The sequence below is a fragment of the Alteromonas sp. ABH4_453 genome (genome assembly GCF_056160665.1).
In genome coordinates this window covers 397,281-423,802 of record NZ_JBSWXP010000005.1, presented here as the reverse complement: position 1 = coordinate 423,802, position 26,522 = coordinate 397,281, and the positions used below count along the sequence as shown (strand labels likewise).

Annotated in this window: 19 protein-coding genes; 17 read left to right on the top strand and 2 right to left on the bottom strand. The window is 42.9% G+C overall.

Annotated elements, in window-relative coordinates:
- The first annotated feature begins 308 nt into the window (after positions 1–308).
- From ACXAGV_RS12605 to ACXAGV_RS12530, 16 genes are all read left to right on the top strand, one after another.
- Positions 309–1,049, top strand: a complete 741-nt coding sequence (locus tag ACXAGV_RS12605) for a hypothetical protein (RefSeq protein ID WP_474873566.1) — start codon at positions 309–311, stop codon at positions 1,047–1,049.
- A gap of 198 nt (positions 1,050–1,247) precedes the next feature.
- Positions 1,248–1,679 carry an HvfA family oxazolone/thioamide-modified RiPP metallophore gene (locus ACXAGV_RS12600; RefSeq protein WP_014976963.1) on the top strand — a complete coding sequence of 144 codons (432 nt, stop codon included), beginning with the start codon at positions 1,248–1,250 and terminating at the stop codon, positions 1,677–1,679.
- Between the two features lie 150 nt (positions 1,680–1,829).
- Positions 1,830–2,681, top strand: coding sequence for an HvfB family MNIO-type RiPP peptide maturase (locus tag ACXAGV_RS12595; protein ID WP_474873565.1), 852 nt, complete (start codon positions 1,830–1,832; stop codon positions 2,679–2,681).
- Positions 2,678–3,442 (top strand): HvfC family RiPP maturation protein, encoded by a 765-nt coding sequence (locus ACXAGV_RS12590; RefSeq protein ID WP_474873564.1) that lies wholly within the window; start codon positions 2,678–2,680, stop codon positions 3,440–3,442. The genes ACXAGV_RS12595 and ACXAGV_RS12590 overlap by 4 nt, the downstream gene beginning before the upstream one ends.
- A 153-nt stretch (positions 3,443–3,595) precedes the next feature.
- The gene (locus ACXAGV_RS12585; RefSeq protein WP_256253717.1) at positions 3,596–3,718 is read left to right on the top strand and encodes a hypothetical protein; all 123 of its coding nucleotides are present in this window, start codon (positions 3,596–3,598) and stop codon (positions 3,716–3,718) included.
- Between the two features lie 22 nt (positions 3,719–3,740).
- Positions 3,741–4,277: an adenine phosphoribosyltransferase gene (apt, locus tag ACXAGV_RS12580; RefSeq protein ID WP_474873563.1), complete on the top strand. Its 537-nt coding sequence runs from the start codon at positions 3,741–3,743 to the stop codon at positions 4,275–4,277.
- A gap of 41 nt (positions 4,278–4,318) precedes the next feature.
- On the top strand, positions 4,319–7,429 hold the full coding sequence (gene dnaX, locus ACXAGV_RS12575) for a DNA polymerase III subunit gamma/tau (RefSeq protein ID WP_474873562.1): 3,111 nt from the start codon (positions 4,319–4,321) through the stop codon (positions 7,427–7,429).
- A 38-nt stretch (positions 7,430–7,467) separates the two neighbouring features.
- Complete coding sequence (locus ACXAGV_RS12570; RefSeq protein ID WP_014950049.1) at positions 7,468–7,794, top strand: YbaB/EbfC family nucleoid-associated protein; 327 nt, start codon at positions 7,468–7,470, stop codon at positions 7,792–7,794.
- 429 nt (positions 7,795–8,223) lie between these two features.
- Positions 8,224–10,785: an HWE histidine kinase domain-containing protein gene (locus ACXAGV_RS12565; protein WP_474873561.1), complete on the top strand. Its 2,562-nt coding sequence runs from the start codon at positions 8,224–8,226 to the stop codon at positions 10,783–10,785.
- A gap of 4 nt (positions 10,786–10,789) precedes the next feature.
- Positions 10,790–13,201, top strand: a complete 2,412-nt coding sequence (locus ACXAGV_RS12560; RefSeq protein WP_474873560.1) for an EAL domain-containing protein — start codon at positions 10,790–10,792, stop codon at positions 13,199–13,201.
- A 272-nt stretch (positions 13,202–13,473) separates the two neighbouring features.
- Complete coding sequence (locus ACXAGV_RS12555; protein WP_474873559.1) at positions 13,474–14,421, top strand: hypothetical protein; 948 nt, start codon at positions 13,474–13,476, stop codon at positions 14,419–14,421.
- 5 nt (positions 14,422–14,426) lie between these two features.
- On the top strand, positions 14,427–15,026 hold the full coding sequence (gene recR, locus ACXAGV_RS12550) for a recombination mediator RecR (protein ID WP_474873558.1): 600 nt from the start codon (positions 14,427–14,429) through the stop codon (positions 15,024–15,026).
- A 253-nt stretch (positions 15,027–15,279) separates the two neighbouring features.
- Positions 15,280–17,202 carry a molecular chaperone HtpG gene (gene htpG / locus ACXAGV_RS12545; RefSeq protein WP_474873557.1) on the top strand — a complete coding sequence of 641 codons (1,923 nt, stop codon included), beginning with the start codon at positions 15,280–15,282 and terminating at the stop codon, positions 17,200–17,202.
- 350 nt (positions 17,203–17,552) lie between these two features.
- Positions 17,553–18,197, top strand: coding sequence for an adenylate kinase (gene adk / locus ACXAGV_RS12540; protein ID WP_012519076.1), 645 nt, complete (start codon positions 17,553–17,555; stop codon positions 18,195–18,197).
- 142 nt (positions 18,198–18,339) lie between these two features.
- Positions 18,340–18,735 (top strand): MAPEG family protein, encoded by a 396-nt coding sequence (locus ACXAGV_RS12535; RefSeq protein WP_474873556.1) that lies wholly within the window; start codon positions 18,340–18,342, stop codon positions 18,733–18,735.
- Between the two features lie 273 nt (positions 18,736–19,008).
- Positions 19,009–19,143 (top strand): hypothetical protein, encoded by a 135-nt coding sequence (locus ACXAGV_RS12530; RefSeq protein ID WP_474873555.1) that lies wholly within the window; start codon positions 19,009–19,011, stop codon positions 19,141–19,143.
- A gap of 349 nt (positions 19,144–19,492) precedes the next feature.
- Here the strand turns inward: ACXAGV_RS12530 and ACXAGV_RS12525 are convergent, their stop codons facing one another.
- Entirely contained in the window at positions 19,493–22,087 is a 2,595-nt protein-coding gene (locus ACXAGV_RS12525) for a TonB-dependent receptor (protein ID WP_474873554.1), read from the bottom strand.
- A 448-nt stretch (positions 22,088–22,535) separates the two neighbouring features.
- Positions 22,536–23,195 carry a signal peptidase I gene (gene lepB / locus ACXAGV_RS12520; protein ID WP_474873553.1) on the bottom strand — a complete coding sequence of 220 codons (660 nt, stop codon included), beginning with the start codon at positions 23,193–23,195 and terminating at the stop codon, positions 22,536–22,538.
- Positions 23,196–23,527: 332 nt separating this feature from the next.
- Here lepB and ACXAGV_RS12515 point away from each other — a divergent pair, with 332 nt between their 5' ends.
- Positions 23,528–26,431 (top strand): M16 family metallopeptidase, encoded by a 2,904-nt coding sequence (locus tag ACXAGV_RS12515; RefSeq protein WP_474873552.1) that lies wholly within the window; start codon positions 23,528–23,530, stop codon positions 26,429–26,431.
- Positions 26,432–26,522 lie beyond the last annotated feature (91 nt).

Sequence of the window (26,522 nt, the reverse complement as noted above, 5' to 3'; positions counted from 1 at the left end):
GCACCAGCGAACATCAAAATGGGGTCAGAGTACTTTATTACTTCAAATATCAGTACGTGGTTATCCCTTCTTCCCCAGTGCAGCTAAGTCAGAGAAATGTACTCTGACCCCACTATTTGCTGGGGTTAGGCTTCGGTTTGTAGTGCTTGCTTTTTTAGCGTTTCTTTCAAGAGTTCGAAACTGAACCGTAAAGTATTTGATACCTGCTAGCGTGCATGGGTTTCTTGTTCTCCTATCTTTCATTCAATAGTTTTTATATAAAGAGTTTCACGATAGAAAAGACTTCAACTTTTAAATAGTGTCTTTCAATGTACTTAAAAATTAGTTTTGCTGTTGTCTTATTGTTTCTGGCCAGTGTTGTAAATGGGCAGGAAGTAAGCAAGCCGTTAGTTAAAGATAATACCATCATACTTGGGGTAGTTGAGTTTCCTCCCTTGGTTATCAAAGATAATGAAGGGTTTGGCTGTCACGGTGATGCTGTTACTATTTCTAGGACAATACTTGAGTTAGTAGGGTATAAAGTGGTTGTAGAGTGCCCGCCTCCTGCTCGCCTTTTTAAGCGAATTCGACAAGGCAAAGTAGACATAACCCTTAATGTTAAGAGCACCAAAGCGTTAGAAAACCATGTAACTTTTGTTGAAAAGCCGTTTAGCTACCTATCGCTAGTCTTATTGACAAACACACGCTTAGAGAGCAACAAGACTGTCGCTGCAATAAGAGGTTACGACTATGTAGGCTTAAGACAGGAACTTGCAGATACCAACTATACATTCTTTGATATGCCTAATAGCACTGACGCTATTCAACTTTTTCAATTCGGTCGCACAACGCACTTGGTAACTTACGAAGCGCCTTACCTCTATCAAATAGAACGTGTAACCGATAATATCAGTGGCCTAACTGTATCAATGCGTCGTGACATTCCAACTTTCTTTGCTGTATCTAACAAGAGTAAAAAGAAAGCTGAGTTATTGGAAAAACTAACAGGTCTATTTAAGCTTTCAGAAAGTAGTACGGTGATCGAACAAATTCAAACTATGAATAAGTAAGAGGAAAGTTACTTTGTTAGTAACGAGTACTAGTGAGCACCTTTGTGAACCTTAAAAAATTTAAACAAAATCATTGATATAGTGGTTACTTGAAAAAAAGTTAATTTTTTATGAAATTTCGTTGCGAGTAGGAAGGTCTTCTTAAATACACGTGCTTACTGTACGTCAAACATGACTAATATTATTGAGGGTAGATCAATGAAACAAATTAAAAAATCATCAGTAGCGACAGCGTTGGGTGCAGTTGTAATTGGCTCTTTGGCGTCAACGGTTGCAGTAGCAGATGTAAATCCATTTGGTATGCAAGCATTAGAATCTGGTTACAGCCAATTCGCTGCGGAAGGCAAGTGTGGCGAAGGAAAATGTGGCGGCGACAAAGCAGAGAAAGAAGGCAAGTGCGGAGAAGGTAAGTGCGGCGGCGACAAGAAAGCTGAAAAAGAAGGCAAGTGTGGCGAAGGTAAGTGCGGCGGCGACAAGAAAGCTGACAAAGAAGGCAAGTGTGGCGAAGGTAAGTGCGGCGGCGACAAGAAAGCTGACAAAGAAGGCAAATGTGGCGAAGGTAAATGTGGCGGCGACAAGAAAGCTGGTAAAGAAGGCAAGTGCGGCGAAGGCAAATGCGGTAGCATGTAATTGTTATTCAATTAACATTGTGTAGCGTGAGATAGAATGATGTAAGGCTATACGAGTTAAGCTTAGCAACAAATGGCTGTCGAATGATGGCCATTTTTGTCTAGTAACGTACGTTACTATTGTGCAATCCCATGCGGTAAAGGGGAAGATATGGAAAACATCTGTGGCGCGGGTCTTGGGTTTCGTCGGGAAATGCTTAAAGAGCTTTCACCTGCATTGCCATCTGAGGTCGATTTTTGGGAAGTCGCACCTGAAAATTGGATCCCACTTGGTGGAAAGTACCAAGAACAATTTCAGCAAGCGTCTTCGCAAGCTCCCTTTACAACTCATGGTTTATCTTTGTCTATCGGAAGTAGCGACAAACTAGATGTCGAGTTTGTAAAAACCGTTAAACGATTTTTAGATGCAAACAACATTGCATTGTATAGCGAGCACTTAAGCTTTTGTTCTGGCAACGGTCATATGTACGATCTGATGCCAATTCCTTTTACTGAAGACGCGATTAAGCACGTAGTATCTCGAATTGTTCAAGTTCAAGATATCATTGAACGACCGCTAGTCTTAGAAAATGTCTCTTATTACATTGCGCCAGGCCAAGAGATGGATGAGCTTGAATTTACCAAGAGCATACTAAAAGAATCGGGTTGCAAAATGCTTCTCGATGTAAATAATGTTTACGTGAACAGTATCAACCATAAATACGATGCGAAAGCGTTCATTAACGGCTTACCCTCAGACAAAATAGTGTATGGCCATATTGCTGGTCATTATGATGAAGCAGAGGATTTGAAAGTTGATACTCACGGGGCTGATGTCATTGAGCCAGTTTGGGTGCTGTTGGAGCATGCTTACCTTACTCACGGCGTATTTCCGACTTTGCTAGAGCGTGATTTTAATATTCCCCCGTTAAGCGAATTAATAGCGGAAGTGCAGAAAATTAAGCAAATTCAAGCAAAATGCGAAGCTGTTCAAACATCAAACGTTAAAGGAAGTGTCGCGTGACTCAGTCATTTCAAACCACTCAAAAAACGTTCGTTGATGCGATCAAAGACCCAAAGACATTTTGTGTTACCGACGCTGATCACATTCGCCGGATGAAAATTTATCAATCCCTGTTTTTCAACAACATCGATAATTTCGTCAGTACCGGTTTTCCCGTTTTAAAATCTATTGTGGTAAAACAGTATGGTGAAAAAGGATGGGAGAGTATTGTGCGTCAGTTTTTTATTGAGCACGAATGCCGCTCTCCTTATTTTGCTGAAATAAGTAAAGAGTTCGTTGAGTATCTTTCAACAGAGCCAACTTTCGATATTACTCTGCCCGACTTTGCTGCGGAGCTTGCTCACTATGAGTGGCTTGAGCTTGACGTCAGTATCAGAAAAAATGAAGACAATGTTGAGTTCTATCAGCAAGAAAACAATGTTACCGCTATAAGGGTGTCACCGTATGCCTCGTTGGCGGCATATCAGTTTGAAGTCCATTTAATTGGTGAGGATTATATCCCAGAGCAACCTGCCCAAGAACAGCAGTTCTACGTTGTTTACAGAGACCGTGAGTTCGACGTTCAATTTGCTCATGTTAATCCGGTGACGGCTATTTTAGTCAACACGCTGGAACAAAATGAACTGGGAATGGAAATAGAACAATTAGCTGAGTCGTTGTGCCAACAACTTCCCCAAATTCCTTCAAACGTGCTTATAAATGGTATGAACCAGACCCTCACTGACATGTTACAAAAAGGAATACTGCTTCCAGTATCCTAAGTAACTATTACTATTTACCTGCTTTATATTAAACTTTCGCCAGGATCTGGTCTGAAAGTGAGCGATCGATCATATTAGCGCTGTCAATCGGGCTTGCTTTCGATTAACATTTAGCACCATTTTTTTGTTCACAAAATTGTTTAGGTAGTGCAAATGGCTGACAATTCAGATTTCAAAGAAGTCTATAACAAGTGGTACTTTCTAGCATCGCTAGTAACTCTAATCGCGTTCCCGTTGATGCATATCATCGCCGGCTGGTTCACCTTCTGGTTATAACGCAGACATTCAAGGCATAATTGTGACTGCAGAATATATTAAATCAGTAGTGAAAACCGTACCTGACTATCCAAAGCCAGGTATTTTATTTAGAGATGTGACCAGCGTTTTAGAAGATCACAAAGCATTTAGTAGCTGTATCTCGTTACTTGTAGAAAAGTATCAAGGTATGGGATTTACCAAGATAGCAGGTACTGAAGCACGCGGGTTCCTTTTTGGTGCGCCATTGGCCATCGAGATGGGCATTGGTTTTGTTCCAGTGAGAAAACCCAACAAACTTCCTCGTGAAGTCGTTAGCGAGAGCTACGAGCTTGAATATGGCATGGATACATTGGAAATCCATAAAGATGCCATCGAGCCAGGTGATAAAGTGCTTCTTATTGACGATTTACTTGCAACCGGTGGAACGATAGCCGCTTCTGCAAAATTAATTCGTTCATTAGGCGGTGAAGTAAACCATGCAGGTTTTGTTATTAACTTACCGGACCTAGGTGGCGAAACGAAATTGAGTACGCTTGATATCGAAAGCTACTCTATTTGTGAGTTTGAAGGCGATTAATCGCTATAAAGCATAACTAGCACAAGGCAAAATACGTAATAATGAGTTATCAGGTACTAGCAAGGAAGTGGCGACCAGGCAAGTTCAGCGAACTTGTAGGTCAAGAACATGTAGTCTCTGCCATTTCAAATGCTTTGGATAACGATCGTCTACACCACGCTTATCTGTTTACAGGCACGCGAGGTGTAGGTAAAACCACTATTGCACGTATTTTTTCGAAAAGCCTTAACTGCGAAGAAGGGCAAGGGGCCAACCCTTGCGGTCAATGTAATACCTGTAAAGAGATAGAGCAGGGCAACTACGTTGATTTGTTAGAGATTGACGCTGCATCAAGAACTAAGGTCGAGGATACTCGAGAACTTCTTGATAACGTGCAATACAAGCCAACTCGCGGACGTTATAAAGTGTACCTTATCGATGAGGTACACATGCTTTCAAAACACAGCTTTAATGCGCTGTTAAAAACGCTGGAAGAGCCACCTCCACACGTTAAGTTCTTACTGGCGACCACCGATCCTCAAAAGCTTCCGATAACCATCTTATCCCGTTGCTTGCAGTTTAACTTGAAAGCCATGTCTCGGGAGCAGATTGTTGGACAGCTGCAGCATATTTTAGAGCATGAACAGCTACCTTTCGAGCCACAAGCGCTAGCGCTTTTGGCAAGAGCCGCCCAAGGCAGTATGCGTGATGCGCTGAGTTTAACTGATCAAGCGATTGCACAGGGTGGAAATCAAGTGCTGGCATCGGTGGTAACCGATATGCTGGGGCTGATGGACAAGAACCAGCTGCTTAAAGTGGTTCATGCTGTGGTAAGTAAAAGTCCTGCTGATGTATTGCAGTTGGTCAATGACATCGCAGAGCAAGCCCCCGATTATGACAACGTACACAGCGAATTGGCGAGCCTGCTGCACCAAATAGCGTTAACGCAATGGGTGCCTGAAGCATGTAAGCTAGAAACCACATCGGCTAAAGCGATATTTCAACTAGCGAAAACAATTCCAGCAGAGCAAGTGCAGTTGCTTTATCAAATCGCGCTGCAAGGAAGAAAAGACCTACCGTTTGCTGCTGATGGAAAAAGTGCGTTCGAAATGACATTGATGCGAATGATGTCGTTTGCTCCAAACACCCCCATCGACGACACCGCAAGTGAGATTGAAAACGGGAGGAGTGAGCATAGTTTACCTGTAGATCATGCTTCTTCCAGTGGTGGCCCGGGAAACGTCGGTAAGCAGGAGGAAGCGCCGTTAAGCGAAACTTCTGCAACCAATGTGCAGGAGGAGACGCTTTCACATCTATCGGTTGAATCTACCTCTTCTCAGTCGTTAGAAAGTGCGCCATCTACCCTTGATTCACTTGCTACATCAATAATTGAAAAAGAGCAGCAAGAACAATCGACGTCTCCAGTTGAATCACAGCAAGAGCAGGAACATGCAGCCACTGATGAAAGCGAGTTGAGTGGAAGTGATACTCTGTCGGCGCTACCTCATGCAGAGTCAGGTGCAACGTCGACTCAAACAACAGCACTTGAGCGTGATGCTTCACATGATGATGAATCCGTAAAGCCAGCTCCAACTTCGTCTATTGAAGAACTACCCGTAGAAAACACCGCGGTACAAGCGGTACAAACAGAAAGCGTTGCTGCAGAGCTTGAACCAACGCCAAGTGAAGTCAGTGGGCCCCATAACGAAGCCGCGCAACATTTCGATGGACCTCCGTTAGATGCGTACATGGACGATATGCCACCTCCGTCAGAAGATGATGGGTCGTTAGGTTTTGAAGGTTTTCAAAGCGCTGAGGGCACTTATGACGCTGAAGGCTTTCATAACGCTGAGGGCTTTCATAACGCTGAGGGCTCTTATGACGCTAAAGGCTCTGATAAAAACAGCGAGCCGTTGGTGCACGATAACGAAGCGTCCTCATTAACCGCCGAAGAGCAGCTGACTTCTACGGCTGATATGTTGGCACTTCGTCAAAAGTTAAAGCAGAGAAAAGCACAAGACGCAGAAGCAAAAAGTACCAGCGCAGCAAATGCTAAGACCGAAAGTGCAAGTGATATTCAAGCGCGCTTTACCAGAAGTAAAGCCGAAGCTTTGAGTACTGCACAAACTGCACATGGAGTTAACAAGGACAGCGATAATAGTGCAGGGCAGCCTAGTGCTGATAACGAAATCAAGAGTGGTGATTTAAACCCCGTTGGGCATGAAGATAGCCGTGAGCAGCAAGATCATAGCCCAGAGCCTGTAGATAGTAGCTCTGAGTTTAAAGAGAACAGCTCAGAGCCTATAGGTAGCAGCTCAGAATATAAAGACAATAGCATTGCACGTGATGACACTCCTCAACTGGAAAGTACAAATTCAGGCTCGTCTTTAGGTAATACTCACGCGCATTCTTCTGACACTATGCATACTAGCGAGTCAGAAAAGAGTCATTCAAGCTCAAACCACATGAGCGATTTCTCGATTGATGAATTTGAAGAGGATATGCCTTTTTCAAATGACGAACCTGAGGCGCAATCAAACTCGGAAACACCTGTTGAGGATATGCCACCTTGGGCAACTGATTACGATAATCAACCACCTCAACACGTTGAAGGTGCTGACTATGTTGAAGCGCCCTCTGATAGCAGTTCGAATTACGGCAGTTCCCCAGATCAAATGGAAAGTGCGGGAGAACGGTCTTTTGCGCGGGATGCTCTAAATTTTGATACGCCGCTGAGCAGTACCTACGACGGACAGTTAAAGGCGTACTTAAATGATGGAAGCAAATTAACTCACGCTAGCCAAATTGACGAATGGAGCAATTTAATTGAGCAAATGCCGGTAGCTGGTCTACTCAAACAATTGGTACTGCACGCATCATTTTCTCGAGCGGGCAATCAAGTGTCCCTTGAAATTGACCACAGTCAGACGCATTTATTAAATGATAGTGCGAGAAAGCAATTGGTTGATGCAATCCATCATGGGTTGGGTGAAAACTTTGAAGTAAATATCACGTTAGGTGAACCAGCATCTACACCTTTTGCGTTACAACAAGAGATTCATGCCATGCGCCATGCGCATGCACACTCGGTGATTAAAACCGACGATACAATTCAAGCATTGCTATCGACTTTCGATGCGTCAGTGCTAACCGATTCGGTTAAAGCGCGATAGCAGAATTATTAACACCAAAACGAAGCGAGACAAAAATTATGTTTAAAGGTGGAATGGGCAATATCATGAAGCAGGCGCAGCAAATGCAAGAGCGCATGCAAAAAGCACAAGACGACCTAGCCAAAATTGAAGTAACAGGTGAAGCGGGTGCAGGCATGGTTAAAGTAACCATGACGTGCAACCACAACGTACGTCGTGTAGACATTGATGAGTCATTGATGGACGACGACAAAGATATGGTTGAAGATTTGGTTGCTGCAGCATTTAACGACGCGGTGCGTCGCGTTCAAGAAACTAGCAAAGAGAAGATGGGCGATGTAACTGGCGGAATGCCATTACCTCCTGGCTTCAAAATGCCGTTTTAAGCAAACTACATTACTTAAAAGCCGTCTATCCTAAGGTTTGCTAAACCAGTTAAAGCGAGCCGGGCAATATAGGGGGCTAAAGTGCTTACAAAGCTCTGATTTACTATCAGAGCTTTTTTATCTTTCACTTCATTGAAAGTATCTAAAAGAAGAACCCTTCGCCGTTCATTCATACATTATACCTTTTGACTTTTCTCCTCTAACTTCTCAATCCGTCCACAATTAGCAGCTCTAAATGAGCACCCAAATGCTGCCTTTTTTATTATTGGCGCTAATATAAATAATTGCGCATAAAAGGTTTGGGTAAAGTCATTTGTAGTCTATATTTTATCTGTAGTTCTTTTAATTTTACATTTAACGTCCTTTCTCTAACTTACTAGGGTCAGGTTTTACCGGACTCATTTAAAGAAAGTGATTGGAACATGAATAATGCACGACCAAACTAGCGAACTTTCATCATTAGTCACTCAATGCGATAAAGAACCGATTCATCTTCTAGGTCGGATACAAAGCCATGGATTCATGATTATCGTCGATAAAGCGGGAGTCGTTACCCATTTTTCCGAAAATCTAGAGAGTTTTGCTAATGTATCCAGCGATAAACTTCTCGGTTATACATTGTGGGATCTACTTGACCGCAAACTTGTGCACGCTATACGTGGCGCGCAAAGCCAGGCAAGGATCCTTGGCAAAGCAGCCTACCTTCATTCTGTATCTATACCGCATTGTAAAGACACATTCGACCTGTGCATTCATCAAAGTGCCGAACACCTTATCCTTGAATTTGAAAAATTAGAGAGTTCGGGAAAGTACGAAGGGGTTATCACAGCATTAATGGCTCAGATATCGATGTTCCCTGAGCTTGAAGATCTTTATCAAGGTTTAGTTGAAAGCGTAAGAACGGCGACGGGCCATGACAGGGTAATGCTCTACCAGTTTCTAGCAGACGGTTCAGGTGAGGTGGTTGCAGAGTCAACAACTAGCGACATGGCTCCATTTTTGGGGTTGCGCTACCCAGCGTCTGATATCCCCCGACAAGCAAGGCAGCTCTATAAGAAGACTTTAATTAGGACTATCACTGACGTTAACGGTGAAACACACCGTATTATTGGAAAAGATAGTGAGGATATATCCCTCATAGACCTGTCACTCTCACGCCTCAGGGCTGTGTCTGAAGTACATATTCAATATTTAAAAAATATGAAAGTCGGCGCTTCTATGTCGATATCACTTATTGTTAATGGTGAATTGTGGGGGTTGATAGCATGCCACCATAACACCCAAAAAATAATTCCGAGTCGGTTAGTTTCACAGCTAGAACTTTTTTCGGAGATGTTTTCACTGGAATTGTCAAAACGACTAGTGAACGAGCGTATAAGAGTAAGCGAAAAAGCGAACTCAACATTTGCGCGCGTACTTAGTAATTTATCACTGGGTAGTTCATTAAATAATGCCATAGTAGAACAGCTTCCATTACTGAAAAGCCTTATTGATATAGATGGAATAGGTTGTATTTTTAGTTGTGAATATTCAAAGGCGGGCTCTGCGTTGAGCTCACGAAAAATCAAACGGTTTATAGAGATACTCGCTGAATTACCTGATGAAGAAATCCATCAATTTGACAATCTAGCTGCGATTGACGATGACTTGGCTGATGAAAATGTGGCTGGCGTTTTGGCGTTAAAGATTTCTAGTAAGCCAATGGACTATATTTTTCTTTTCAGAAATTCAGTGGTTAAGGAAGTGCACTGGGCGGGTAATCCTGAAAAGCGCGTTGAGTTGAAAGAAGGTAAAGAGATACTTACCCCACGGGCTAGCTTTGATAAATGGATAGAAACCAACGAATCGACTGCAACTCCTTGGACTACGTTGGATATTGAACGCGCTAAATCCATCAGACTTGGGGTAATGGAATTGACCATTCGCCATCTGCACGAGAAAGAGCAACTGCAACGTGAGGCGAAAAAAAGACTCGAGTTACTGATTGGTGAGCTAAACCACCGCGTTCGCAATATTTTGAATTTAGTCAGTGCGATTATCGGGCAGACATCACATAACAAGAAAGATATTGATGAATTTGTGGTTTCGTTATCTTCAAGAATATCCGCACTTGCTTTGGGTCATGACCAACTTACTCATGCCTCATACAATAGCGTAAGGTTTAAAGAGCTACTTAATAATGAGCTTAAAGCCTATATGATCAAGGAATCATCTTTTAAGATATCAGGCCCTGATATACGCATTTTGCCTGATGCAGTGACGCCTATAGTGCTTGTTTTCCACGAGATGATTACCAATGCAGCGAAGTACGGTGCTTTAAGCGCGACCAGTAACGATGGAAGAGTAGCGATAACTTGGGAACTAGACGAAACGGGATGTACCATCAAATGGGAGGAGCTTGGCGGGCCCCCCTTACACGGCCTAGACGAGGAAGGATTTGGAATGACGGTCATAAAATCCGTTATTCCCCACGAACTTAAGGGACAGGCATCACTTAGCACTAAAATTACTGGGCTCAATGCAGAGTTTTTAATTCCTCGTAAGTATATAGAGTCAGGTATACATGGGACAGAGAAACGGGAGGAGGAGAATGATGGACCGCCTCAAATAGTGCCTTTGAGCAAAGCCGAAAAAGTTCTCACAAGCGCCTTTATCGTTGAAGACAACCTACTCATCTCGCTTGACCTTAAGAAGCACCTTAAACAGTTGGGAATTAATAAGATTGACATTTTTGGTGATATCAACTCAGCAAGAGCGGCATTGGCTAAAGTTAAACCCTCGATGATGTTTTTAGACGTTCATTTAGGAAATGAAAATACCTTTCAGTTGGGCATTGAAATACAAAAACTCTCAATCCCCTTTCTTTTTATTACGGGTTACGGAGCAGCAATAGAGTTGCCTGATGAGTTAACGGGTGTGGATATACTAACCAAGCCGGTCGACACAAAATTGCTAAAGCGTTCTATCGAAGCTTTCGGTTTTAAGGTGTGAATCAGTGACTGACAATACTAACCCTGTGATACTTGTTGTGGAAGACAACTTAGTTGAAGCAATGAATGTAAAAAATGCGCTGACTAAAGCCGGTATGCAGGTGTTAGGCATAGCAAAAACCGAAAACGAGCTCTACTCATTCGTTGAAAAACGGGTTCCCGATCTTGTTTTGATGGACATTGGCTTGGGGGGAATAGATTCTGGTATCGATATTGCCAAAAATCTCACGGAAAGGTTTCGAGTACCGGTGGTGTTTAGCACTTCCTACTGCGATGATACGACGATTTCCAACGCGCTTGAAATTTCTCCTTATGGGTATCTTGTAAAACCCTATGGTGAGCTCTCACTAACCACAACTATTCAAGTTGCGCTGGAAAGGAAAAAAATAGAAAAAGCGCTAGCCTCTTCTAATAGACGTTTCGCCATGGCCTCAAAAATTGCAAGGTTGGGGGTGTTGGAAGTTGATGCCTCTACGCAGTCTGTGGTCATTGAAAGTGTTGAGAACCTGTTTGACTTTCCTCGCAAGGTGTCAATATCCGAGTTTCTTTCTTTGTTTCCTGAAAAGAAAGAGACCGAGTTAAAAGAGGCGATAAATTTAAAGTCGAACTACCTTACAACGTTACAGTTAAAAATTGATGGGCAGCCGACTAAATGGTTTCAAGTTGTCCTTTCCGATGTAGGGTGGGGTGACGATTATGTTCAAATTGGCGCCATACAAGATATATCGATTTTGCAGAGTACGCAGACGAACCTAAGTGTTGCAGATAAGATTGTAAGCGAAATTAAAGAAGGCGTCTTAGTATGTGATGCCGATGGATTCATAATAAAAGCCAATAAATCTTTATGTAATATGCTGGGCACTAATGCCGAAAAGCTAATATCCACCCATATTAACAATGTTTTTCCTAAAGCGCGAAAGGATGATCCGCGTCCTAATTATCTTATTGATGGCTTTAGAACTGAGCTTACCATTGTAAGCGAAGAGCGCAGGTTTCATTTGACCATGTCGGTAACGTCGTTTGATATTGATGATGGTGAAACTAATTTTGTTGCTATTCTCACCGATGTTTCTGAACTTAAGTCATCAGAAAGTCAACTCAAGTACCTGGCATTTACAGACGCGCTCACAGGCGCGGGAAATCGAAACCTACTTAACAATATTGTTGAGACTTTTAGTGAATCTTGCGAACCATGCTCAATTATATTTGTCGATATCGATGAGTTTAAGCTCATCAATGATACTCACGGGCATGAAGTGGGCGATGAGATACTAAGAGCTTGTGCAAGTCGTTTCAAAGCAACCTTGCGTGATAATGACAGCGTCATACGATTTGGAGGCGACGAATTTGTTATTGTGACGAGCACTGTCTGTCACAGGCTTTTAAGCAAAATGACATCGCGCCTGTCCCATTCGTTAAAAAGAATATTTAAAACAACTTCGGGCGACTTTCATATCACTGCAAGTATTGGCGTTGCATCATCTAACGAAAGTATCTCGTCGACTGACTTACTGAAAAATGCCGACATCGCCATGTTTTCTGCAAAACAGAATGGTAAAAACAGTGTTGTCATCTTTGATGAAAGCCTTTCAAAAAACATTGAATATAGGCTTTTCATTCAACAAGGTCTTAAAAGCGCAATTCAAGGCAAACAAATCAAAGCTTTCTTTCAACCTATAATTAGTGAAAAAGGTGAAATTTTAGCCGTAGAGGCCCTTGCTAGATGGTACATTCCAAGTCATGGGCCAATAAGCCCTGACAAGTTTATTCCTATAGCGGAGCGCACCAAGCACATTCACGATATCGGATTGTTAATGTTAGACGAGGTTTGTTTTGCATTGAAAGCATGCGAAACATGGGGGTTCTTTAACATAAAATTCAACTTGAATATGTCTGCAGTGCAACTACAAAATGATGGGGTTGTAGAGCTGTTCGCTGAGCGCTTGGATTTTCACAATATTGACCCCAAAAGAATAGTTGTCGAAATAACAGAATCTACGCTTCAAAGTGCGAAGGCAAGAGAGGTGCTTACCAAAATTAAAGCGCTTGGCGTCATCATTTCCATTGATGATTTTGGAACTGGCTTTTCCTGCATTTCAGAATTGGCTGATGAAACGTATGATGCGATAAAAATTGACCGCTCGCTGTTACCCGCTTTTCCGCTGCAAAATAAACAAGAAAAACGCAGGGCGTTAATTATCGAAAATGTGGTTTCGATGTGCGTTAAACTGGGCATGCCGTGTACACTGGAAGGATTGGAAACGGTTGAACAGGTATTATTTGCCAAAAAAATTGGTGCCAAAGCTATGCAAGGATATTACTTCACTAAGCCACTGAGCTTAGTCGACTTAATGGAGTACCTGCAAGCCGAACAAGCTTCGACACTTATTGATGTTACAGAGTTTGCCGAAGAGTAGTAAAGAAGGCGACCGGTACAGCTGAGATGACTCTGTTTCAAATGTAACATTCTGCTTTCTTTATATCTTTTCAAACGAGCAGTGTTCCAAGCTTTATTTTTCATCGACAGAACCTTATCTATAACACTAAAATACCCCTTCACTTAGGATTGGTCTTTTATCTGAGCTGATCCGTTAAATTATTCGTTCTTTATATCCCAGTGCTCTAAGACATATTATTAATAAGAGCGCAGGAAAATATATAACCAATAACCCTAAATAGAGGTTTTGTAGTGCTAAGGAAAGGCTTAGTTATCACCACGGTTCTTTTGCTTCCTATCGCCGCCGTGTTGTTTTTTATGAGTGTGCACGAACTGTTTAAAATGAAAACGGTGACAGTAGACCCAAAACTCAAAGAAATTTCTGGAATAGAATTCGACAAATATAAAAGACTGTGGGCTATCAACGATAGCGGCGACGGTCCGATTCTATATATGCTTAACAAAGACGGCAGCATAGAGAGAGAGGTGACGGTTTCAAATGCAAAAAACGTTGATTGGGAAGACATGACGCAAAATAGTTTTGGTCATTTTTTTCTAGGAGACTTTGGCAACAACGACAATAAACGCCGCTGGCTCACTATTTATAAAATCGAAAACCCCATTGATATTGAGGGTGATACCACTGAAGCAGAGATTATAAAGTTCACCTATCCAGAAATGGGTAAAGGCAAAGTGAAGCCCAAAGACAAAAATTACGATTTAGAAGCCTTTGTAGAATACAAACGTAATTTATACTTATTCACCAAAAATAGAACCAAGCCATTTGATGGCATTACAAAGCTATACAAAGTAGGCGACCATGCTGCGAATTTTGATGCACAGTTAATAGGCGAATTTAAAACCTGCACCACTCTTGAAAAGTTATGTTGGATCACGTCCGCTGCAATCAGCCCTGATAGAACAAAGCTAGTGCTGCTTGACTCAACGAGTTTATGGCTTTTTGAAAACTTTGAAGGCGACAACTTTTTTAGCGGTGATGTTTCTCGTATCGATCTTGGTGTGGTAACACAAAAAGAGGCGGTCACTTTCTATGATGACAACACCCTCGTGTTCACTGACGAGGAATACAAAGGCCTATTTGGCGGCAATGTATACGAAGTTAAACTCGACCAAGTGAAACGGAACGTGATTAAATACCGCGAAAGCCCAATACAAACCGAACAAAAACCTAAGCAGTAAATAATATGAAGTTTAGCCCGTTACTTTCAGAATTAATTCAGGCATTAACCTGTTTACCTGGTGTTGGAAACAAAAGCGCTCAGCGAATGGCATTTCACCTATTAGAGCGAAACCGCACAGGAGCTATCGATTTAAGCAACGTGTTGCACAATGCCATGGAGCACATTCATCATTGTAAGCGCTGCAGAACCTTTACTGAAGATGAACTATGCGACATTTGCCGTCACCCAGAACGAGAAGCAAGCGGGTTGTTGTGTATTGTGGAAAGCCCCCAAGATGTATTAGCTATAGAACAAACGTTAAGCTACAAAGGCCAATATTTTGTATTGATGGGGCACTTATCACCTATCGATGGTGTCGGGCCTGAAGAAATTGGTTTAACAGAGTTGGAGGCGCGCTTAGCGGCTGGTGGGATAAATGAAGTTATTTTAGCTACAAATCCCACCGTAGAAGGTGAAGCTACGGCGCACTACATTGCTCAGCTATGTACAAGTCATAATGTCGATGCTTCTCGCATTGCTCATGGTGTGCCTGTTGGGGGAGAACTTGAATACATTGACGGCAATACACTCTCCCACGCTTTTTCAGGTCGCCGCAAGCTGTAACGTCGCCGTAAGCTGGAACTAAAATACAGAGCGTTTTAAGCATATAAAATAAAACGCTTTCTTTTCATAAAATCAATGACCCATTTCCAAGCTAATACCTTCCTGTTCGCTTATTAATTAAGCGGCATTCGTCCTTTCCTGAAAAAGTTTACGAATAGAAAATAAATTTTCGTTCTAAACGTTGAAAAGTGCGTTGAGTGACCTTACCTGTTTAACATCAAACGTGATCCATTCAACGAGGAGATATTGGATTATGGCTGAAGCAGCCCACAAAGAAACCCACGGTTTTCAAACAGAAGTAAAACAGCTTCTTCAACTGATGATTCACTCTTTGTATTCAAACAAAGAAATTTTTCTACGCGAGCTTGTCTCTAACGCAGCAGACGCTGCGGACAAATTGCGCTTTCGCGCATTAGAAAATGACAGCCTTTATGAAAACGATGGTGAATTAAACGTCAAACTTAGCGTTGATAAAGAAGCGAACACAGTTACGATTACCGATAACGGTATTGGTATGACACGCGATGAAGTCATTGCAAACTTAGGTACCATTGCAAAATCTGGTACTAAAGACTTCTTTAGTAAGCTTTCTGGCGATAGCGCGAAAGACTCTCAGCTTATTGGTCAGTTCGGTGTAGGTTTCTACTCAGCATTTATTGTTGCAGACAAAGTGACTGTTCGCACTCGTGCGGCTGGTGCCGATGCATCTACTGGTGTTGAATGGGTTTCAGACGGTGAAGGTGAGTTCACTATCGCCGAAATCAACAAGCCTACTCGCGGTACAGAAATTACGCTTCACCTTCGCGAAGACGAAAAAGAATTTGCCGATACATGGCGTCTACGCTCAATTGTAAGCAAATACTCAGACCACATCAGCATTCCTGTACAAATGTGGAAAGATGAAGTGCCTGAGAGTGAAGGCCCAGATGGCGAAAAAATCGAAGCTCAGCCTGGTGAGTGGGAAGTGGTTAACAAAGCCACTGCGCTTTGGACTCGTGAGAAGTCTGATATTAGCGATGAAGAGTACAACGAGTTTTACAAGCACATTTCTCACGACTTTGCAGATCCGCTAGCTTGGGCGCACAACAAGGTAGAAGGTAAAACTGAATATACCAGCTTACTTTACATTCCTTCTAAAGCGCCTTTCGACATGTGGAATCGCGACCAGAACCATGGTCTCAAGCTTTATGTTCAACGCGTTTTCATCATGGATGACGCAGAGCAGTTTATGCCGACCTACCTACGTTTTGTTAAAGGTTTGCTGGATAGCAACGACCTTCCGCTAAATGTGTCTCGTGAAATTCTTCAAGACAACAAGATTACCCAAGCACTACGTCAAGGTTGTACCAAGCGCGTTCTACAAATGCTTGAGAAAATGGCGAAGAATGACAGTGAAAAATATCAGTCGTTCTGGAATGAGTTTGGTAATGTACTAAAAGAAGGTCCAGCGGAAGACTTCAGTAACCGTGAGAAAATTGCAGGTCTATTACGCTTTGCATCTACCCACGGAGAATCTGACGCTCAAACGGTTTCATTAGCTGATTATATTGAGCGAATGAAAGAAGGTCAGGATAAGATTTACTACGTGACTGCAGACAGCCTTCAAGCGGCTAAGTCTAGCCCACACCTTGAGATTTTCCGTAAGAAGGGAATCGAAGTATTGCTAATGGGCGAGCGCATTGACGAGTGGTTAATGTCTCACCTAACTGAGTTTAACGAGAAACAATTTGTTTCTATCGCGAAAGGAAACTTAGACTTAGGCGACTTAGAAGACGAAGAGTCTAAGAAAGCTCAAGAAGAAGCAGAGAAAGAAGTAGAAGGCGTTCTAGAGCGAGCGAAAACAGCACTTGGTGACAAGGTTGTAGACGTTAAGTTCACGCATCGCTTAACTGACTCCCCTGCGGTTATTGTTGCCGACGACAATGGTATGACTACACAGATGATGAAGTTGATGCAGGCGGCTGGCCAGACCGTGCCAGACGTGAAGTATCACTTTGAACTTAACCCTGAGCACAGCTTAGTTAAACTGCTTGCCGACACGCAAGATGAAGAGCTATTCAACCAATGGGTTGGTGTACTCTTTGATCAAGCAGCGTTGTCAGAGCAGGGTAGTTTGAAAGACCCGTCTACGTTTGTTCAGAACTTGAACACCTTGCTAATGAAGTTGGCAAAATAAGCAGGTTGACAGCAGGTTTATACCTAAAAACGGGCGTATCGCCCGTTTTTTTATTTCTACCTATAACAATAGTAAGCTTGTAAGCTTTAATGTGCTATATTTTGGCGGTTTAAGTTTTCAAGTTAATCACTTAAGACACCAAGAATTCACATTCTTAAAAAGGCGAATCGCAGGGCATCTGACCAACAGACATAGGCTGGAATTTATAAAAGTGCCTATAAGCTGAACATATATTCGCCATTAGTCTTAAGATTAACTTTACGGTACTCCTTACACTTGTCACTACAGTGTTGAATGTGTAAAGTGCCCGAAGTAAAAAAGTTCAAAAATCATAAGCGGAGAACGCACTCATGCGAATCATTCTTCTCGGCGCTCCTGGCGCGGGTAAGGGCACACAAGCTCAGTTCTTGATGGGCAAATACGGCATTCCACAAATTTCAACAGGCGATATGCTTCGTGCTGCGATTAAAGCAGGTACAGAGCTAGGTCTAGAAGCTAAGCGTGTAATGGACGAAGGTAAGCTAGTGTCTGATGAGATTATCATCGGTCTGGTTAAAGAGCGTATAGCACAAGATGACTGCAAAGACGGTTTCTTGCTAGACGGTTTCCCTCGTACTATTCCGCAAGCCGATGCAATGAAAGAAGCAGGTGTTTCTGTTGATCACTGTATTGAGTTTGACGTTCCTGACGACGTAATTGTTGAGCGTATGGGCGGCCGCCGTGTTCACCCTGCATCGGGTCGCGTTTACCATGTTGTTTATAATCCGCCTAAAGTGGAAGGTAAAGACAATGAGACAGGCGATGACCTAATCGTACGTGATGACGATAAAGAAGAAACCGTTCGCAAACGCCTTGCAATTTACCACGAGCAAACCAAGCCGCTTGTAAATTACTACAGCGCCGAAGCTGAAGCTGGAAACTGTGAGTATCACAAGCTTGATGGTACCCGCCCAGTTGAAGAGGTGAGTGCTGAATTAGCTGAGCGTTTAGGCTAATCGCCGACAACATTTACAAAAGGCCGCTTATGCGGCCTTTTTTGTTGCTTGTAAGTTGATATTGGATAACGTTTAATATCACTAACAAGACGTACTTACTAAATCAAACAACGCGTTAAAATTATAACATGTGGAGTAGACCATGGTTTTGCCAATCACGGCGTTTTACGCCAGCCTGCTGGGTATTTGTTACCTGTATTTGTCGTTTTTAGTTATTGGGGCCAGACGTCGCCACCAAGTAGGTATTGGAGATGGCGGCCATGAAGATCTTATTCGTCTGTCTAGAGCCCATGGTAATTTCAGCGAATACGTTCCTATTACGCTTATCATGATTGCTTGCTTTGAAGCTAATACGGGCCAAGTATGGGCCGTTCATGCCTTAGGCAGTGCTTTGTTATTCGGTCGCGTCTTTCACGCTTACGGATTAGGGCGTCACTCTGGCGTTAGTTGGCAACGCTTTGCGGGGATGATATTGACGTTTTTAGCTATGCTTTGTGCTGCGGTGGGGAATTTGATACTTATCCATTTTGGAATGTAAAGTAGTATCGTACATACGACATGAATGACCATAGAAAGTGCCAGCGTAGCTGGCATTTTTTATGGTTGACGTTAAATAGTCTGAAGTTTGAGTTACTTTTTAATACGAACTTACAATTAAAAGTGCCGGATAATCAGATATTGAGAACAGGTCAACGGAGCGTGGATCACTAGTATCATAGGCGCTTTTGCAGGAGCCGTTGGAGGCGTCTATGGCGCGGCTATAGCAGGCGGTGGTGGCGCTAGTTCTAAATCTCTATGGTCAGCAGGTTTGGTGGGTGCAGGTACTGGCTTTTTCAATCCAGTGGGTAGCGTTGGTCGTCTAGCTGGTTCTATAGGTTTAGGGTTAGGCGGTGGTGCGATGGGCAACGCCGTTGATTCTCAGTACGAAGAAACTACTGACGAGTAATCCTAATAGGAGAACAGAGGTTCACAATGACCGATGCTTTCTAGGCAAGGGCAGAGCTAGTGAGTTGGGGTAAATAATAATGTTAAAAGCTTTAATTTTATTAATACTAATAATCTTCTACACTTTTTTATTAAAGCGAAGATTCAACGTGAAAATGATGGATGCTTGGCAAGCCAAAACGTTAGGCTCCGAGGTGTTAGTATACGTTATGATTGCTTTGCCTGTTATTCTTGCATGGCTTACTACGGTTCTTTTTGGGTATCTGTTCTACTAAGCAGATGCAATAGACGCATATAAAAAAGCGCTCGTGGCAAAAAATGCAGCGAGCGCCTTATCTTTTAGACTACTTTTAGAAGCGGTAAGTTAACTTTGAGTAAACAAAGCGGCCACGAGGGTTGTGTACGCTACCTACGTAACCGTAAAGATCGCTATCACCATCACCAATCGCAAATGGTGGCTCTTCATCTAGCAAGTTATTTGAACCAATAACTAAGCGAAGATTGTCGCTGTAATTATAACCAAATTGCAAATCAACCAGCATTTGAGAATCTACCGTCCTAGACGTATTTTCTTCAAAATCTAGTACACCGTCGAAATTGATGTCCGGCGTATCTTCAAACTCACCAATAAAGCTGATGTTTAGGTTTGCATCAAACGCGCCTTTTGACCATGTTGTACCAAATAACCAGCGGTGCTCTGGATAACCGTACTCGCCTGTGTATTCTAGGCCGTCTTTTTCAAACTCGTTCATGTAAGACCAATCTAGGTTAAAGCGCACGTTACCGTACTCTTGAAGCTCCATGCTGTAGTTTGCACTGAAGTCTACACCCGACGCTTCTTGTGACGATACGTTCTGGTAGGTGTTGAAAATTTTCTGAATAACACCTAGCGACTCACCTTGCTGTGGGTCTAAACGAACACATATTGTGCTGTCTTGGTTATTACATTCTGCATCGTAAACAAGACCGAACTGCTGTTCGTCAATTTTGTTGTCTTGGGTGATGCTCCAAACGTCAATACTCAAACCGAGCTCTTGAATAGGTGCGTAGATAACACCCACGTTCCACGATTCTGACTCTTCGGCATCTAGGTTAGGGTTACCCGCAAACTCGATATTGTAGTCTAGCGATTCACAATCTTGGCCAGTTGCTTCACAGCGGTATTGGTCTACAAAGAATACACTTTTCTGCGATGGACCAAGACCAACTTGTGCAAGAGAAGGGGCTCTAAACCCTTGTGCCCATGAACCACGTACTGTTACTTCATCGCTTGGCGCCCAACGCAGCGCAATTTTAGGATTGGTGGTGCTGCCAAAGTCACTATAGTGGTCATAGCGGCCAGCTAGTTGAAGTTCTAGCTCGTCAGCCAAAGGAATAGAAAGCTCCAAATATGCCGCGTACTGGTCGCGTTCTGCTGAAGCTGATACTGACTCAGTACCAAAAATTAAGCCGCGTTGGAACTGTACATCAGGAACGTCAGATACCTGCTCTTCGCGATATTCAACGCCAGCCGCCATCATGACTACGTCGTCACCAAAATCAAAGGCTTCGCCCGTAATGTGTGCATCTACACTCGTCATGCGAGATTCACCACGACGCACTAGGCTGGTGGTAATTTCATCAATAACGCTTTGCGGATTGGTTACACCGCCAAACGGATTATAGTTGCCAAGATCGATTTGCTCTTGTAGCCAGTCAACGCGAACCCAGCCTTGAGACTGATCGCCACTTTGCTCTGAACGGCTACGGCCTTTTTGTACCGATGCTTCCCAATCATAGTCATTGAATGTACCGCGAAGGCCTGCTACCAAACGAAGGGTATCTGACTCTATATCCCAACGGCGAGCACCGGCATCAACAGGGCGGTAGCGACCAATTTCTATATCTTGCCCAAACGGGTTGTTGGGGTGAGTACCTGGAACGGTTAGGCCTGCGTCTTCGTCAAGAGGCGTTGCCGCACCACCTGCCTCAGAGGTGTTGTGTTGCATAGCCACTTCCATAAACGCGGTGGTTTCATCGCCAATTTTGTAATCAAACTGGCCGATAAAGCCTACACGTTCAGAGGCGGGAATAGTAAGGCCGAAAGGACCATAGTCAAACAAGCAGCTGCCAGATGCGGTTGCGCTACCTTCTGGGCAGTCTGGATCAATTGTTTTAACACCGTCTACATAAAAGTATCCTGGATAGCCTCGTGATGAACGAAAATCCATTCCGCCATACGGTGACTGATTAGCCGTGCCAAAACGGCCCATTTCATCAGCACCTAACGTGCTGTTGTTAAAGTAGTCGATAATCACAGTAGCGCTGCTTTTTTCACTTTGAGAGCCCCATAGGATGCTAGCCGTGGTCTCGTCATAGCTTGGGCCTGTGGTGCCGCCATAGCCCGCGTTGATCTCAAGACCTTCATAGTCTTTTTTAAGCACAACGTTAACTACGCCTGCTACCGCATCAGAGCCATAAATAGCCGATGCACCGTCCTTTAGAATATCGATACGTTCGATAGCAGATACTGGGATAGAGTTAATATCAACAAATGAATTAGTGATACTTTCTGCGAACGCGCTGATTGCCACCCGGCGACCGTTAATTAGCACCAGTGTCGCGTCAGGACCCATGCCGCGAAGCGAAACTGCTGCCGCACCATTTGCGGTTGAGTCTTGGCTATTGTTACGCGTTGAAAAGGTTCCTGCGCCGGTAGCGGGCATGCGCTCCAGTAGTTGCTGGAGATTTTCATAACCCATACCTTCAATCATAGTTGCATCAATTGATTGAATAGGTGAGGGGCCTTCCATATCTGTACGCTTGATACGAGAACCGGTAACTGCAATTCGTTCAAGGTTGGCTGCTTCTTCGTCAGCTTGCTGTGCATACGCAGGAGAAAGAGAGGTTATTCCTGAAAGTGCTAATCCCACTGCAATTGCACTTACTTTACGACCTTGTTTCATTGTTATTTCCTTATTATCCATTTTACTTGCTGTGTGTTTTCGCAACATAACATGTTGCAATTTTATGAATAGCACTCCTAATACTAAAGTTGCAATAGGGGAAATTGCGAAAGATATGACACTTAGTTACAAAGTGTGTAAAGGAAGACTTACTTTTTGCGTTAATTTTGTGCAATTTTAGGTGGGTGATATAAAGGTGAAATAGCAGATAAGTAAAGAGTTGTAAGGGGTTTGGCCTTGTACAAGGCCTACCTCAATTGCCGAGAAATACGCCAATACAGGCGTATGATTTGTAATAATTTAAAGGCTATCCAATAAGTCTACATATATTTTTATATGCGAGAAATTGGTTGTATTTATAGATTCGACTAGCTTATTGGTGATGCTAATTTGAACGCAAGTAAAGGTCGTCAGATAATAAAAACTAGGATAAATGCACCGAAACGGCCTATTTCAGCGCAGTAAAAAACCTATCTTTTCTAGGTAAATACATGTTGTTTTTATCTACAGAAAACGCCACAGACGTCGCTTTACCTTGAATCTCTTTAATTGGAATAAAACCGTAGTAGCGAGAATCTACGCTGTTGTTTCTGTTGTCACCCATAGCAAGAACATGCGCTTTAGGCACAGTAACTACATTAAAACTTTTTGCAGGGCTGGGTATTGGATTAAGCGCAATAGTGCGGTTGTGCCCAAGGATGTATTCGGAATAAATCTGGTCCTTTGTCAGGGTTAATTCTGCTTTTTCATCATTTATAAAAAGGAGGTTATTTTTTAGTTCAACCTTATCACCCTCAACAGCAATGACTCGCTTAATGAGCCTTGTACTAGCCGCATTGCTGTCGATAATAACGATATCGCCGCGTTTGATATCGCCAGTTTGCGCAATTACAACATCGGTAAAAGGAAGTTCTAGTGTGTATGCCGATTTATCGACAACCACTCGGTCCCCAACCTTTATAGTTGGCTCCATAGAGCCGCTGGGAACATGATACCAGTCGGCTACGCTGCTTCTAAAAGAAAAAAGCAAAACGATAAATAAAATAAAAGGCAGATTGTTTTTCACGCTTTGTTTAATGTGTTTCAAAATCGGGCTCTCGCTGTTCATAACTCGCTGATTTATTCAAATGCTTTTTAAGTGTTACTTTTCTTTTTAGGTAGAGGGCATTCAAGCCCGTTTGTTCCACTTCACATTTTGGAAAATGTAACTAACTGTGTCTTTGCATGGTTAAACTGAGATCAATTTCTATATTTTTTCATTCAATGTTATAAATAAATATTCCATTAAATCAGGTGCTTAATTATTTTTCATGAGCGTTCTATAAAAGCGTCACGGTTACGATTTACCTTGTTATCGCGTTCGGGCTGATCCTAATCTCGTGCACTGTCAGCGCACTTATGGTACTTCTTACACTTTTGGTTAGTGAAGAAATAAGAACGATGCGTTCAAGAATAAAAAATAGAAAACGAATATATGCTGCAGTTGCTGTGAGTGCACTAAGTGCAATATCGATAGGATGTACCTACACCGCTCATAACTTAGATAAAAATCAGTCAGTTTCCGTTGAAGCAACTAATACTGAATCTCAGAGCGCTTCTTCATTCAACGTAGACTATGAACGATTTACGTTAGATAACGGGCTTACCGTATTGCTTCACGTCGATAAGTCAGATCCCGTGGTGGCTGTCGCATTGACTGCCCATGTTGGCTCTGCTCGAGAAATACAAGGCCGAACAGGTTTTGCCCACCTATTTGAACACCTGCTTTTTCTGGAATCAGAGAATTTGGGTAAAGGTGGGTTAGATAAATTGAGCGCCAGAATTGGGGGCTCAGGTGCAAATGGTTCTACTAGTCGCGACAGCACCAATTATTACCAAACAGTACCTGCAGATGCATTAGAGAAAATGATTTGGGCAGAGGCTGACAAACTGGGCTTCTTCATTAACACAGTAACCGAGCCCGTACTTGCTAAAGAAAAGCAAGTTGTAAAAAACGAAAAACGCCAGGGGGTTGATAATCGCCCCTATGGGCATAACCAATATGTTATTGATAAGAACCTTTACCCTGAAGGGCACCCCTATAGTTGGCAAGTTATCGGTTCACTTGAAGACTTACAGAGTGCAACCCTTGCCGACGTAAAAGCGTTTTTTAACACTTGGTACGTGCCTAATAATGTGGTGCTAACCATCGCTGGCGACATTGATGTTACTCAAACAAAGACATGGGTCAAAAAGTACTTTGATGAAATACCTGCAGGTCAGCGGATCGATAAACTACCGCCGCAACCCGCAAAGCTTACAGACACGATAAAACGGTTTCATGTTGATAACTTTGCACAGGCACCACTGCTCACCATGGTGTGGCCTACCGTACCCGAATATCATAATGACTATTACGCCTTACAAGTCCTTTCTCAATACCTAAGCGAGGGCAAGAATGCGCCGCTGAACAGAGTACTTATTGATAAAAAGAAACTTACCAGTAATGTTTATCTTTACGGGTATGACGCGGAGATAGCGGGCCAATTGCAACTGCAAGTTATGGCGTTTGACGGCGTGAATTTAGATGATGTTGCACAGGGCATAAGCGAGGCGTTTGCAGTCTTTGAAAAAGAGGGTATTTCTTTAGATGATTTAGCGCGAATAAAAGCTGGGCAGGAAACGGAATTTTATCAGGGACTTTCAAGCGTATTAGGTAAAGGCTTTCAGTTAGCACAATACGAAATTTTTGCCGGTGGTGCAGAGTTTATAAGCCAAGACGTTCAAAAAATATTAGGGGTTACGCAGCAAGACGTAATGCGTGTGTATAACACCTACATTAAAAATAAACCTTTTGTTGCCACCAGCTTTGTACCTCAAGGTGAGCAGGATTTAGTGTTGAGCGGTTCGACAAAAGCAAACGTTGTTGAAGAGCAAATTGTAGCGGGCGCAGAAGAGAACTTCGATGCTTCTATTGCCGCTGAATTTGAACGGACACCCTCAACTTTTGATCGCACGCAGGAACCTAACTATGGTGATAGCATAGATGTTACTCCACCAAGAGTTTGGCAAAGCGAGTTATCTTCAGGAATAGAGATAACAGGTATATCTAATAGCGAAGTGCCTCTGGTGTCTTTTGAATTAAAGCTGGAAGGTGGAATGCTGCTTGACCCGGATAATAAAACGGGTACTGCAAACTTAGTAGCCGAAACGCTACTTAAAGGTACTGCAAACAAAACAGCTCAACAGCTTGAACAGGAAATCGAGCTATTAGGCGCGACTTTGGAGGCCAGCGCTTCTGAAACTGATATTACAATTAGAGGAACTGTACTTTCTAAACACTACGGTAAGCTAATGGAGTTGGTTTCTGAAGTGTTGCTTTCCCCTCGTTTTGATGAAGAAGAGTTTTACCTTGCGAAAGACGATGTGATAAACCAGATTGCACAAATCAAAGCAAACCCCAACGCAATAGCTTCAGTTGAGTTTAAAGCACTGCTCTACGGAAAAGACCACCCATTTTCTCAAACCACACTTGGCGACATTGAGTCGGTTAATAATATTGTACTCGACGACGTGAAAGTGTTTTATCGCAAAAACGTGTCTCCGTCTGTTGCGAAACTGCGGGTTGCAGGAGACATTCAACAGCAAGACGTTATCGCTGGACTAACAAAGCTCAACAATAGTTGGGAACGTAAAAAAGTCGTTTTACCCGCAGTTTCTGAGCCAGATCTACCTCAAAAAGCGCAACTGTTTTTCTACGACGTTCCTAATGCTAAACAGTCTGTGCTGTATTTTGGCCATTCAGCTCCCAGCGTTAACCATCAAGATGCCTACACGGTCAACGTCATGAACTATCGTTTGGGCGGGGGAGGCTTTGCCTCTCAACTGATGCAAGAACTTCGCGAAAATAAAGGGTATACCTATGGTATTCGTTCGTCCTTCTCTACTGATCAGTATTCAGGTGAATTTACTATCAGAAGCTCAGTACGTTCAAATGTGACGCTTGAAGCGACACAAGCGGTTATGGATATATTGAGGTCGTTCGATAAAGGTTATTCTAGTGAAGATCTAGCTGTTACAAAGGGGTTTACTCTCAAATCAGCTGCCCGTGCGTTTGAAACACTTGGAGCCAAACTAGACATGGTGGGTGAAATCAGTGACTTTGGCTTTGCTAATGATTATGTATTAAAGCAAGAAGCAGAGGTGAAGGCGCTGACAGTCGATGAGATAAAACGCTTATATCGTGATTATGTGCATCCAGATAAGATGATTTATTTAATTGTTGGGGATAAAGCTACGCAATTTGAACGTCTGGAGGCTCTTGGACTCGGGAAGCCGATACTGCTGAATGCTGAGCAGGAATAAAGGGCGAGCGGAATAAAAGGGTAAGCGGAACAGAGGCTGTTCACCTTGCCTCAATTAACCTACTAAATAGAATGCAAAAGAAAGGGCCCGC

Excerpts from the sequence above, each read along its gene's own strand:
- ACXAGV_RS12605 (WP_474873566.1), top strand. The coding sequence starts at position 309 with ATGTACTTAAAAATTAGTTTTGCTGTTGTCTTATTGTTTCTGGCCAGT.
- ACXAGV_RS12600 (WP_014976963.1), top strand. The coding sequence starts at position 1,248 with ATGAAACAAATTAAAAAATCATCAGTAGCGACAGCGTTGGGTGCAGTT.
- ACXAGV_RS12595 (WP_474873565.1), top strand. The coding sequence starts at position 1,830 with ATGGAAAACATCTGTGGCGCGGGTCTTGGGTTTCGTCGGGAAATGCTT.
- ACXAGV_RS12585 (WP_256253717.1), top strand. The coding sequence starts at position 3,596 with ATGGCTGACAATTCAGATTTCAAAGAAGTCTATAACAAGTGGTACTTT.
- dnaX (WP_474873562.1), top strand. The coding sequence starts at position 4,319 with ATGAGTTATCAGGTACTAGCAAGGAAGTGGCGACCAGGCAAGTTCAGC.
- ACXAGV_RS12570 (WP_014950049.1), top strand. The coding sequence starts at position 7,468 with ATGTTTAAAGGTGGAATGGGCAATATCATGAAGCAGGCGCAGCAAATG.
- ACXAGV_RS12565 (WP_474873561.1), top strand. The coding sequence starts at position 8,224 with ATGCACGACCAAACTAGCGAACTTTCATCATTAGTCACTCAATGCGAT.
- recR (WP_474873558.1), top strand. The coding sequence starts at position 14,427 with ATGAAGTTTAGCCCGTTACTTTCAGAATTAATTCAGGCATTAACCTGT.
- htpG (WP_474873557.1), top strand. The coding sequence starts at position 15,280 with ATGGCTGAAGCAGCCCACAAAGAAACCCACGGTTTTCAAACAGAAGTA.
- adk (WP_012519076.1), top strand. The coding sequence starts at position 17,553 with ATGCGAATCATTCTTCTCGGCGCTCCTGGCGCGGGTAAGGGCACACAA.
- ACXAGV_RS12535 (WP_474873556.1), top strand. The coding sequence starts at position 18,340 with ATGGTTTTGCCAATCACGGCGTTTTACGCCAGCCTGCTGGGTATTTGT.
- ACXAGV_RS12525 (WP_474873554.1), bottom strand. The coding sequence starts at position 22,087 with ATGAAACAAGGTCGTAAAGTAAGTGCAATTGCAGTGGGATTAGCACTT.
- lepB (WP_474873553.1), bottom strand. The coding sequence starts at position 23,195 with ATGAACAGCGAGAGCCCGATTTTGAAACACATTAAACAAAGCGTGAAA.
- ACXAGV_RS12515 (WP_474873552.1), top strand. The coding sequence starts at position 23,528 with ATGCGTTCAAGAATAAAAAATAGAAAACGAATATATGCTGCAGTTGCT.